The 12,530-nt window shown below is 37.3% G+C and carries 7 protein-coding genes; all 7 read right to left on the bottom strand.

Annotated elements, in window-relative coordinates; translation table 11 throughout:
• Window positions 1-273: 273 nt before the first annotated feature.
• Window positions 274-2,460: a glycoside hydrolase family 15 protein gene (locus BQ7394_RS23865; protein ID WP_139317747.1), complete on the bottom strand. Its 2,187-nt coding sequence runs from the start codon at window positions 2,458-2,460 to the stop codon at window positions 274-276.
• Window positions 2,453-3,583 carry a glycoside hydrolase family 130 protein gene (locus BQ7394_RS23860; RefSeq protein ID WP_075559674.1) on the bottom strand — a complete coding sequence of 377 codons (1,131 nt, stop codon included), beginning with the start codon at window positions 3,581-3,583 and terminating at the stop codon, window positions 2,453-2,455. The genes BQ7394_RS23865 and BQ7394_RS23860 overlap by 8 nt, the downstream gene beginning before the upstream one ends.
• An 8-nt stretch (window positions 3,584-3,591) precedes the next feature.
• Window positions 3,592-5,130, bottom strand: coding sequence for a cellulase family glycosylhydrolase (locus BQ7394_RS23855; RefSeq protein ID WP_161951812.1), 1,539 nt, complete (start codon window positions 5,128-5,130; stop codon window positions 3,592-3,594).
• Between the two features lie 116 nt (window positions 5,131-5,246).
• On the bottom strand, window positions 5,247-6,752 hold the full coding sequence (locus tag BQ7394_RS23850) for a RagB/SusD family nutrient uptake outer membrane protein (protein ID WP_075559672.1): 1,506 nt from the start codon (window positions 6,750-6,752) through the stop codon (window positions 5,247-5,249).
• A gap of 12 nt (window positions 6,753-6,764) precedes the next feature.
• Complete coding sequence (locus BQ7394_RS23845) at window positions 6,765-10,043, bottom strand: TonB-dependent receptor (RefSeq protein WP_075559671.1); 3,279 nt, start codon at window positions 10,041-10,043, stop codon at window positions 6,765-6,767.
• 224 nt (window positions 10,044-10,267) lie between these two features.
• Window positions 10,268-11,203, bottom strand: a complete 936-nt coding sequence (locus BQ7394_RS23840; protein WP_075559670.1) for a FecR family protein — start codon at window positions 11,201-11,203, stop codon at window positions 10,268-10,270.
• Between the two features lie 82 nt (window positions 11,204-11,285).
• On the bottom strand, window positions 11,286-11,840 hold the full coding sequence (locus BQ7394_RS23835; protein WP_075559669.1) for an RNA polymerase sigma-70 factor: 555 nt from the start codon (window positions 11,838-11,840) through the stop codon (window positions 11,286-11,288).
• Window positions 11,841-12,530: the final 690 nt, after the last annotated feature.

Genomic DNA, 12,530 nt, shown 5'->3' with positions numbered 1-12,530 from the left:
ATGAGGTTCTATATTTGAAAAGAATTAACGAACTAACTCGTGAGAGTTACGTATACATTTAATTAATACTAAAATAGTAGTAATGAAGCCGGCCCCGAATACGGTGTCCTGACTCAACAGGACACATATTCCCTCTCAACTTATCGCCGACAACACTCTTTTATTTGACCCGAACCTTACCGGGGGCGGTTTCATTATGCTACTATTTTCTTTTTCCAATAATTTCCGTCAATCATTATTTTATAAAAAAGATTTACTGAAATCTCTACTTAGTCATTTATTCGTAATAATCTGAATCTCTCCAGAAGTAAAATTTATAGGAACTATAATACGACCCAATTTATCAGGTAATACTTTCTTCCCGTTGATTAATGCATGTGATATAGTGCCAGCTCCATCTATATCTAATTGGAACCGACTATCCCGATAACGAAGATCTGCCTTTAGTGGAGCACTTTCCGAGAACAGAACAGGCTTAATTATCATGGCATTTTCCTCAAATGAAATACCCAACATATGATGAATCATAAAATATGAGATTTCAGATGTGGTCCATGCAATTAGACCAGCAGGGAGGCTCTCGTTCCTGATAATAGGTATAGCTTCCCTCCAGGCACCAGTATGTCCTCCGTCAATTTTTGCCAGCCAATTAAGTGAACGTCGGCTCCGATCCAATAAGCCGGCCTCATGTTGAGCACGCATGATAAATGTAGTGGCAAATGTCCAGGGTCCGGGTTGGTCAAGCTGGGAACTGGAATTATAGCGCTCATATCCACCGAATGACCACCGGCTATTCCATAATTCTTCCAATTCATCAAGTGTGTTTTTAGCTAATTCGGAAGAAGGATCAACCACCCGTAATGAAATCGGTGATGCCATAGTAGCATCCGGCATTATACTATGATATTTTTCCAATGTAACAGGAGAATCCGGATAAGCACTACCTACATAATCTACTAAAGATACAACCTCGCCATTAGTATTACGTCGTTTTATTAAATATCCTTTATCAATCAAACGCTTTGTGGGATGCGCCAGCATAGCTTGCTGTATTCTATCTGCTTCCGCCCGCCAGGTATCTGTTTTCTTTTCCGCTCCCAGATACTTAGCGACATCCGCACCGCATCGTAGCCCGATAATTACCCAGGTTTGATAAGCTAACTCATAAGCATCATCAAAAGTTCTTTCCCAAAACTCACGACGATTATGTACCATTCCTGTTTCATCCCGAAAAGAAGGATGTAAAGGACGTTCGATCATCGTTATTAATTTCTGTTTATTCTGAGTAAGTAAAGAGGAATCTCCCGTCCAATCTAAGTAACATTTCATTACATGCATAAATTCTCCCATCTGATCAAACTGTTCCCGGTCGGGATCATCATATGCGTTTCCAATCATCGTAACACCCTCCTCATTAATCATCTTTTTGAGCATGAAATCAAGCATTGCACGGGCAAGCTCAAATTCTCCTATATGAATCATCCCCAAAGCTGTATTAGAAGCATCACGAACCCATTGAGCGCCATACTCAAAAAGACTAGCATCCAATTGTCCCTGATCAGATACATAAGCCGGTAATATATAGCGAGCAACATCATGTGTATGTCGTACCAAAGTATCTTCCGTATCAATCGTGTTTGAATTACGCCAACGATCTACTAACAATTGATGTTCTTTGGCTATTATATTCTCGATAGAAGATGCTTCAGCTAATAAAGTTTGCGGACTCTTTCTAAAAACATCAAGTAATAAATAAGTTATAATTTCTCTTTTCTCTCCAGGTACTAGAATAATAGGTCCAATCTCTAATTTACCGTCTGCTGTAGATACTTGATATTCTAAGGTAGAAGCAGAAGAAACCACCATACTAGCTTTGTCATCCATCCACAATATGGAATGTTCATCTTTCAAAATACTCTTTTCCGGTAAAGAAAGGCGGATATATGCAGTGTCAATTCCCATAAGACCCACCGGATCAAGAGTTATCGTTCGCTTAAATAAACCATTCAATGTTGCCGGTCGAATTACTTCTCGTACTTTTACTCCACTTGCCCACCAATCCGCTTGAACAGATGGAATATTATCTTCCACTACCCAGCTTGTAACCAATTGTGTACCTAATGCAGTCAAAGGATAATTGGCCAAAACAACCTCTAACGCGGAGTGTGCAAATCCTCTTTCTTCTATATAGTTAAATGCCTTTCTTTTATGATGGGTCTGAGCTGTATTTTCAGCATCAAAAAGCGTATAGGTAAAGGCTGGTCCTAAATTGCTTTTATCAGCCTGAAGCACCATTTTCGCCCGCCCACTTCGTAATACGTAATAATCTCGCCCTAAAAAAAAAGCTTTATCAATAAATTGTTGTTGTGCATTGCACACAACTGAAAAACAGAGTAATGCAAATAACATCTTTAATCTCATACGATTCTTATTATTTTTAAAGATTTTGTATTTATTCATTGCATACCGCAACACACATCACACGGTCTCCTCCATTATGATATAATAGCCATTTACCCTTAAAGTATGCAAGCCCTGTAGCAAACACTACATTATTGACAGCTCCCTGGATTTCATATTCTCTATCAGGTATAAGGAATGGGATCTCAGAACGATCTAATAATTTAGTCGGATCATTAATATCAACAAGTGCCTGACCTAATCCGGAACCAAGTACATGATCTCCTTCCTCTTCTTCTTCCTTAAAACGAAAAGTATTGTATATGATTACAATCCCTTTATCCGTTTTGACTGCCATACCTCCTTCAATGACACGGTCATCAAATTTTCCCGGACGCTGGGGGAGTAAAGTTTTTAGTGTTCCATCCGAATTCTCCACAAGTTCCCAATCGATCAAATTATCAGAAGTTGCCATATGTAAACCATTTTCTCCCCAATACATCCAGTATTTACCATTAATCTTTGCAGCAACTAATTTTCCATTTTTCAATTCTGTGATCACTGCTGCAGATTTTGACCATAACCGCTCATACTTTTTCCCATGAATTTTAGAAAAGGGAGAACCATGTTTTTTCCAATTGATTAAATCTTCAGACGTAGCGACCATCAGTCTTGCTATAGACTTATTCCACCCATTATATATCAAAACATATCCTCCTTCAGGCGATTCTATTAAACGAGGTATTTCACAACCTCCCATTTTCTCCCAATCTGAAAATTGATCTTTTTGCGGATATAAAAAGGGACCTCGTCTTATAAAATCGAACCCATCACAACTTTCCGCAAGGCCCATCCGCATTATTCCTGGACTTGCAGTTGTATGTAAATGATATCCCTGAGTATCATCTTCACCCTGATAGATCATACAGACTTTATTATCCTTAACTACCACTCCTCCTCCGATAATAGCTCTTGCCTCCCATCTTACTTCTTTATCCATCATGGGACAATAAAATTTACTGTCGAAATTGGGTCCTAATATTGGGTTGATACCAAAGGGAGATTTTTCAAACGGACCGATCATCCAACTTTTATATGCATCTTGTGCACACAAAATAGTTGGTACATAGAAGATAGTAAAGAAGGATACCACAAATATTCTTATTAGTATATTTCGTAACATAGTAGCTTCTATTTAAAAGTAATACCTTTATCTTTATTTTCTAAATAATAGCTACTCACTGTAGTAATACTTTTAGGTGGCAAGGTTAACTGCTTTTTCTTAGAATTAAAACTTTGAATCGGATTTAGCTCAAATATCGGTTGGCTTACCAATTCTTTTGTAACTTGATAAATATTCATCTGCTTTTTAGGCAAAGATTTAATATTCAGATCAGTTTCTATGGTTTCATCACTCAGATTCAATATAAAAATGCTTAATTCACCTTGAGGACTTAATACTGACAGAGACATCAGGACACTGTCCGGTTGATTTGTTGAAGAAGAAACAACTGACGAATACTTCGATAAAAAACGTGATACCATTGCAAAACCATAATATGTACCGTTTTCAGGTAATATTTCAGTGAGATATATCTTTTTCTGCCTGTCAAAGGTTGCTATAAGTTGGAATTGACCATCCAAATCTCCCCGGTTTGTGAAGCTCCAGCGATTTACACCATCTGTTCCGGAACGGAAAGCTCTCATCACATCTTCGGTATTCGACAAAGCTGATTCAAAAGACTTCAGGCCCGGATGTTCACCACCATAACCATACTGCATATTACCATATTCTGTAAGAAAGAAAGGTTTGTTCTGAGCATGGGCCCAATCTGCCCATTGCTTCAGGTTTGCCTCCCCTTCAGGGGTTACACCTTGGTAGGAATGAATATCAAAAGCACCTAGATAAGGAGCAAAACTAAGGTGTTTCCTATCAAATTTTGCCATGTGTGTCCAGTCAGGTCCTGCGATAGGAATAGCAATTCCACGACCGTCAAATTCTTCTTTCAATCTTTTCCAAGCGTCATATGTTGTATTATGTTTCTCACTACTGTTACCAAACGACCACCAGTCGCCCCATACACCACCGCCGGCAGGTTCGTTGGTCATACAAAAGTATTTAATACAAGTATATCCTTTTTCATTAGTCAAATATTCCAACAGTGTGGCAATACCATAAGCGAATTCATCCAGATTACGTGGAGCGCTAAATAGAGGGTGTACTCCCGGGTAATTGTTCCAATCGACATAACTCCACATTTGTTGTAGGAAAACGTCCGCCTGATTCTCTTCACACCAATCGAGGATGTTATATAAAGCCTGCATTTCTTCATTATCCCAATCGAACAAGCGGTAACCTGGTTCATACATCCGCATACTAATCTCTACTCTGACGAAGTCCATTCCCAGCCATGAGGCATGGTCTTTTATTTGTTGCCAAGCATCGGTATGAGAAACTGGAGGATTACCGCCATGAGCACTACCACGAGGAGCGTCTTCTCTTGCAGGATAAATATATTTTTGATTCTCAATAGGTAGTATTTGCGTTATATCTTTACTGATAGCATGCCAGGAAGCTCCCATCCCACCTCTTAGCGTATAATTAACATTGGAAGGATCAATATTTATCTGCGCTTTGCTTTTTTGTGCATAACAAGGGGAACTCCCAAAGATTATCAATAATATTAAAACAACCGAAAACGTTTTTATTAAATTCATTTTATTTTTCATTTTATCGATATTTAAACAAATCGGTAGTAAGGGAATGAGAGAATAAGTAGAATACATTTCTTTTCACTCCCTTATCACGGATTCATATTGTTTATAACTATGGTTTATTTTTCCAATTACCAACCTTCGCTCGGCGTACAAAGCTCGTTGGTTTGTAATTCTTTTGCCGGAATAGGGAAATAATAAAACTTGGGGCTGAGATTGGTATATCTCCCAGGATCCTGAGACTGAATATATTTATCTAACAACCCCCAGCGACGGAGATCATAGAAACGTTCTCCTTCCACAAAAAATTCAATTGCCCGCTGGTGGATTAGATCTTCTTTTACTGCTCCTTTTATTAGTTCCCCACTATACGGATTTAAGTTAGCACGAGCGCGTATCTGATTGATATAACCGACAGCCTCAGCCGTATTACCTAATTCAAGTTCAGCCTCTGCCAACATTAAGAGAATATCTGCATATCGCAAGGCTCTTTCATTGATAAATGACTTGAGCATATTTGACTCAATTTCTTGAGTTTGCCAATTCTGATATTTTAATATCCAATAGGTATCCAATTTCTCTTTAAATACAGTCTGGAAAGGCTTCATATAATAAGTGCATCCTTCATAATTCCATGCAACCGACATCCGTGCCCGATAATCAACTTTGCCATCTTTATCTTTCTCTTTCAAGAAAATATCCATCATCTGTTGAGTCGGATTTGCTTCAAACCACCCCCCCACTTCTGCTGCTGCATATTCTATGGGACGGGTATTCGACTGAGTTGAATTTACATTCTCGCCATCTCCCCAAATATCATCACCTCCTAAATCCTCTATTAAAAGTTCGAACAAACTTTCAGCATTATTTTCATGTTCTTCATCAAAATTCCAACTAAAGTCTTCCATTAATTTATATGAATAAGGAGATTTTGTTAAAGGCTCCAACATATTTTTTGCCAATTGCCAATCTTCCATATACAGATATATTTTCCCAAGAAAACCATACGCAGAACCTTTGGTGGGCTTACCTGGAATATTAGTCATAGGTAACAGTGAAGCAGCTTCGGTTAGATCCTTAATAGCCTGATCATAAACGTCTTTCTGAGATGATTTCGCCAATGGAAAAGTTGCCGGATCCTGAGAGGCTGTTAGGCGTAACGGCACATCTTTAAACTCCTTACCCAGCACAAACAGATAATAACCTCTAATGAACAATGCCTCTCCTTTCACTTCATTATTAAACTCTGTAGAGAAATTCTTCTTTTCTAATTCCTGCATAATAGAGTTTGTCCGGTATAAGGCATTATATAATTGATAAAACATCCCCTGTACCAATCCATTGGTATTACTATTAGTAAAGCGATGAACCGTATATACTTCTGAAATATCGTTTCTGAATTCAACCTCATCCGCCCGTGCTATACGTAGCATCACTCCACGTGTACCGTAATATCCTCCATTCAATGCATTTTTCAGAGGGGTATAACAGGAAGTAAGTGCCAGTTTAAAATCTTCTTCCGTTTGCCAGAAAGTTGCTTCCGTAGCTCGATTAGGATTTAACTGGTCAAGCTGACTATCACAGGATACTAGCAAAATTGTAAGTAACAATACTATTATTTTATAATATGTTTTCATCTGACTTATTATTTAAAATGTAACATTCAAACCTAACGTATATCCCCGGGTAGTTGGATACATGAAATTATCAAATCCACGAGATGTATTTCCTTCAGAATTCACATCCGGTGAATAACCAGTGTAATTTGATATCGTAAATAAGTTTTCCGCATTCACATATACTCTGGCTTTCTGGATCAGATTATTAAATAAACGGGGAGAGAAAGTATACCCCACTTGTATATTACGTAAACGAATATAAGATCCACTTTCCAAGTAACGGTCGGATTCAGCACGTCCATTACGGTTTGGATCATCCCAAATTAAGCGTGGGAATGTTGCATCTATATTTTCAGGAGTCCAATAATCCATTACAGTATGCAGGAAGTTCGAACCTTTGGTGACATCTTCCAATGTCTGACGAGTTGCATTATAAATTTTATTGCCGAAAACGGCTTGTATTCCAATCAGAGCATCAAAATTTTTATATTTGATATTTCCGTTAACCGACATGGTAAAATTCGGGAAAGGACTTCCGCAATACACCCGATCATCGTCATTGATCATTCCATCGTTGTTAGTATCTTTAAATCGGGCATCTCCAGGTTTGGCCCCAGGTTGGATCAGTTTGCCGTCTTTTTGATACGCATCGAGCTCCTGCTGATTCCGGAATATCCCGTCATATGGTATTAACCAATATCCACCAATCGGATAACCAACCAATGTTTTACAAGTACTAATACCTTGTTGTGTACTACCAGCCCAAATTACTTGATTGCCTGTTCCCATTTTGGCCACTTCATTTTTCATAATATTACCTATAAAATTCACGCTGTAGAATAGGTCTTTATTGGGTTGGTCTGTCCAACCCAAATTAAACTCAAATCCTTTATTGTGAATCTCTCCGGCATTACGTACTGGATCATTTGCTCCTCCTGAAGAAATAGGAATAGGAACAGCTAATAAAATATCTTTTGTGTTCTTCACATAATAATCAGCAGTTAATGACAAACGATTATCAAAAGAAATGAAGTCAATCCCCACATTAGTCATAGCCGTTTCTTCCCATTTAATTGTTGGATTAGCAAAGTCTTTCGGGAATGCGCCTTGTAATAGACCTCCTTTACCATCAGGGTAATTGATACCAGTTGTAATAGTAGAAGTATATTGATAATTATCGATTTCCTGATTACCAAGGACACCGTAACCTCCGCGCAATTTCAATTGGTTTATCCATCCAACATTCTCCATAAAACTTTCTTCTGCTATATTCCAACCGACTGATGCCGATGGAAAATTCCCATACCGGTTTGCTTTTGCAAACTTTGATGAACCATCACGACGTAATGTAGCCGTAATGAGATAACGGTTCTTGTAAGAATAAAAAGCGCGAGCAATAATAGATGTAAGCACACTTCTTCTTGAATATCCACTGTTGGTTCTGTCTAACGTTGCCGCATCTATTTCTTTCAATCCTTCAGTCATTCCTTTTCCTTTTGCTCCCAAATAGCGATAACGATAATCCTGATAGGAATAACCTAACAGTCCCGACACTTTATGATCTCCAAACGTCTGATCGAAAGATAAAAGATTTTCAACTAACATATTCCGCGATCGCCCTTGTCCTTCAGAGACATTAGGAACATTAGGAGCTCCCGTTCCAAATTGGAATACTCCCTGATATTCCATATTTCTATCGAATTGGAAATCCGGAGTCATATTTATTTTATACTTCAATCCGGGTATAAATTCCAATTGCGCATATAGATTAATGTAAGCTCTGGTCGTTTCACTATACCGATCCCAGATTTTTCTGTCCATAACCCCTAATGGATGTGACAAATTTACCACATCACCATAAATACCGCCATATCCCCCTTTACGGGTTTCATCATATATCTCCAGTGTGGGTACACTTTGTAAAACAGTGCCAATTAGTCCTCCTCTTGACTCATAATGTTCAGGTCTGTGAGAATTATGCGACATGACAATATTATTCCCTGCAGAAAAGATGCCTTTCTTATAGTTTGATTTGAACTGGACATTAAACCGTTCGTATTCTGTTCCTACCACAATTCCGTCCTGATTTGTATAGCCAAGTCCGGTATAATAGGTATATGTATTACCACCTCCTTTAATAGATGCATTATAGTTTTGCATTAAAGCGGAGCGATACATAATTTTCTGCCAATCATTATCCGGTTTATTCGCTAGATCTTGTGCCATTTCCAATGGGGCTTTGTTTATTGCCTGCCGGGCAACTGTCGTAACTTCTGCCCACTCGGCAGCATTAAGCATATCCAGATATTTATTTGGAGTTTGGACAGTCCAGTTTGCAGAAACATCAATAATGGGCTTACCTTCCGTGTTTACTCCTTCCTTGGTCGTAATAATTACTACGCCATTTGCAGCACGAGAGCCATAAATAGCAGCGGACGAAGCATCTTTCAATACATCAATACTAGATATATCATTAGGGTTAATATGGTCAATATTGTCCATATACATGCCATCGACAATATATAATGGACTAGCATTATTTAAAGTACCGATACCTCTAATCATCACTTTGGTTCCGGAACCAGGAGATCCTCCCTGTGAAACGATATCTACCCCGGGTATTTTACCCTGCAATGCCATTCCGATATTTACGTTACTTTGTGTCGTAAGTTTTTCCGCACTTATATTAGCAACGGAGCCGGTAAGGTCTGCTTTCTTTTGTGTTCCATAACCGATAACAACTACTTCCTCAAGAGCTTTAGTATCTTCTACCATTATGATCTTCAGGGCTTGCTGGTTCGTTACTCTTATTTCTTGGGAATGATATCCGATGTAAGATATCTGTATCAATGCGTTCTTGGCTATGTTAAGAGTAAAGTTCCCATTCAAATCCGTAATTATGCCATTTGTAGTTCCTTTTTCAACGATATTAGCTCCGATAATCGGGTCACCATGTTCATCGGTGACGGTCCCGGTAACTGGCTTCTTATCCTGCTGAAGCAAATCAGACCGTTTCATGAGCATGATGTTATTACCTTCTATCGCATAGATCACATCTGTCGACTTGAAAATACCAGATAAAACATCTGCTACCATTTTATTTTCGATTTGCAGGGTTGTTTTCCGGTTGAGATCTACCTCATTGGGATTAAAAATGAAAAGATAATCTGTTTGTTTTTCTATTTCTCGCAATACATCCCTAACGTTTGCATTCGTGACATCTAAACTTACTTTAGACACTTGCGAATGGGTTTCCGTTGCGAATAAACCTGTAGCGAAGAATATAAGAAAGATGGTAGTTGCTTTCATTCTGCGTAGGATTTTTCTTTGTGGTTTTAAGAATAAAGAAATTTTTCCAAATGCTTTTTTTTCCATACATTTGTAGAGTTAATAAAGTTAATACTTAAAGAATTAATTAGCTTGTCAAGTGTTGACTTTAACAGCCGGGGAGTGTTGCAACCACTTTCCGGCTATTTTTTGTAGACTGATAAGTTATGTTACATAGGCATTATTTTTTTGAGGTTAACAGAATATTATTTAATCACAATTACATTTGCAGCATTATCTCTTGTATAAGCAAATTTATGCTGGAGTTGTAATACCCTTAAGACATGTTCTACACCGTCTTTTGTACGGAACTTCCCTGTATAGGGATAATCCAGTATTCTCGTATTTTTCACTTCGATCTTCACATCATAATATAGTTCCAGTTTGCAGAAAATACTTTTTACACTCTCATTCTCAAATGCAATAATTCCTTCTCTCCACAAAAACTGATCTATGTTTTTTAAGTTTGCCGACATTAGTTTCCCATCTTTTGTATAAACGTATCTTTTCGGGGTCAATAACACTTTCTCATGATTCAAAGTGGATTCAACCTCAACCGAGCCTTTCATCAAAGCAGTCTCAAAATAGTCATTCTGTCGATAGGCTTTTATATTAAATTCCGTCCCTAAAACCTTTACCTGATAGTCTTTACAAGAAACTATAAAATGCCGAGTAGTATCTTTTTTAACTTCGAAATATGCTTCCCCATCCAATTCTACCCTACGCTCTCCACTAATGAACCTGTTGGGAAAGGAAAGAGATGTTTTTGCATTCAACCAGACCTTGGTTCCGTCTGTCAGAAATATTTTTGCCCATTGTCCTTCAGGCACATATACAGTTAGCTTTTCAATTTCTGGTTCGATAAATTTTTCATTTCTAGGAACTAAAAAATAGAAACTACCAAAAGCCAGAATAAAAATAGCTGCAATTTTCAAAAACTCACGAAATAGTCGGATTCGTTTAGCTAGAGACAGAAAAGACTTCTGTTCTGGCTCATTCCAAAGAATAGCGTCATAAATGCCACGAAGCATCAGAAATTCTTTCATGTTCTTCTCATTAGCATCCAACCATCTGGCAACCTCTTCTTTTTGCTGCTGATCAAGTTTTCCTTCTATATATTGCTGTAATATTTCTTTATCCATAACAGTAACTTATATGAAAGCTCTTTTCATGCCTTCATAAATAAAACGATTTAGCTAAGAGATCTACTAGGATAGATATGTGTTAAAAAAAATAAAATAAAATAATTGGAAAATAATCCTGCAGATTTTCCCGTAGACATTTCAATGCTTTGGAGATATGATAGTCTATTCCTTTTATACTGATACCCAGCTTATCAGCGATTTCTTTTTTAGAAAGATTTTGAAAACGGTTCATTTCAAAAATTTCCCGTGTCTGTTCCGGTAGTTTTTTTAGTGTCTCTCGCACAATCTGTTGAATATCTTCAGCAAATATTTTATCAGGATTGGTAATTTCCAGGGTTGAGATACGAATTTCTAATTCCCGCCGTCCATATTCGGAAAGATTGGATAAGGCATTTTCTCTGATACTCTGATGTTTCAGGTAATCCAGAGCTCTGTTCCGAAGTATTGTGAACAATATGAATGTAGGATTATCGATAGCCTTTTCCTGTGACATCTCCCATAATTTAATCAGGGCTCCCGAAGATATATCTTCCGATACCCAATCATCGTGTACATATGATTTGGCAAACAGAAAACACCTTTTGTAATAAGCTGTATAAAATTTGTTGAATTCAACCTCCTTTAAACTATCCATACTGGGGGTAAGTCTTTATACTTACTATAGTCGTGCAAAGATAGCTATACAAAAGTGTTTTCCCAATTTTCAACGAATATTTTAGATAACCAATTAATACTTAATCCACATTCTTAACTTTGGAAAATCAAACTTTAGCTTATCTGAAAAATAAGGGACTTCAGGAAGATAGCCATAATGCCGTAAAAAACAGCCGGATTGATGTCGGAATGTTCTTATTGAGAAGCATCTTTTCTTCAATAGCTTAATACAATAAACCTATTTCTACAAAATAAGTGTCTATTTAATAGGTTTCAGCAGTACTTCCAATATCATGAAAAACATGCCTTATCCGCACTATACTGATTCTTACATAAGAAATTGAAAGACAGCGTCGCTATCCTCTTAGTGAAGTAAAATAATTAGCTTTCTAGAAGTACCTTCTGAGAAGTAATATTTTTTTAATACCATTTCAAGTAGATATAAAAGAAATCTGTTTACAAATTATATTTAAAGAATTGTATAAAAAAAATGACTTAGTTCTAGAAGAACTATTGTACTTATTTAATGCAAATATAATCTATTTATAATATAACTTATTAATATTGTGTATCAAATCCAATAATGAAAAATGATGTGGATAAAGTAAGCAAAGCCCATCAAAATTATCACTTCTCTGATAATTAACCGATTACGTCATAGGTGTAGATC

Origin of the sequence: Parabacteroides timonensis, assembly GCF_900128505.1 — a bacterium.
GTDB classification, from domain to species: Bacteria; Bacteroidota; Bacteroidia; order Bacteroidales; family Tannerellaceae; genus Parabacteroides; species Parabacteroides timonensis.
The sequence above is the reverse complement of the archived record's forward strand: the minus strand, read 5'-3'. Positions and strand labels throughout refer to the sequence as shown.

Excerpts from the sequence above, each read along its gene's own strand:
- BQ7394_RS23850 (WP_075559672.1), bottom strand. The coding sequence starts at position 6,752 with ATGAAAACATATTATAAAATAATAGTATTGTTACTTACAATTTTGCTA.
- BQ7394_RS23835 (WP_075559669.1), bottom strand. The coding sequence starts at position 11,840 with ATGGATAGTTTAAAGGAGGTTGAATTCAACAAATTTTATACAGCTTAT.
- BQ7394_RS23840 (WP_075559670.1), bottom strand. The coding sequence starts at position 11,203 with ATGGATAAAGAAATATTACAGCAATATATAGAAGGAAAACTTGATCAG.
- BQ7394_RS23845 (WP_075559671.1), bottom strand. The coding sequence starts at position 10,043 with ATGAAAGCAACTACCATCTTTCTTATATTCTTCGCTACAGGTTTATTC.
- BQ7394_RS23855 (WP_161951812.1), bottom strand. The coding sequence starts at position 5,130 with ATGAAAAATAAAATGAATTTAATAAAAACGTTTTCGGTTGTTTTAATA.
- BQ7394_RS23860 (WP_075559674.1), bottom strand. The coding sequence starts at position 3,583 with ATGTTACGAAATATACTAATAAGAATATTTGTGGTATCCTTCTTTACT.
- BQ7394_RS23865 (WP_139317747.1), bottom strand. The coding sequence starts at position 2,460 with ATGAATAAATACAAAATCTTTAAAAATAATAAGAATCGTATGAGATTA.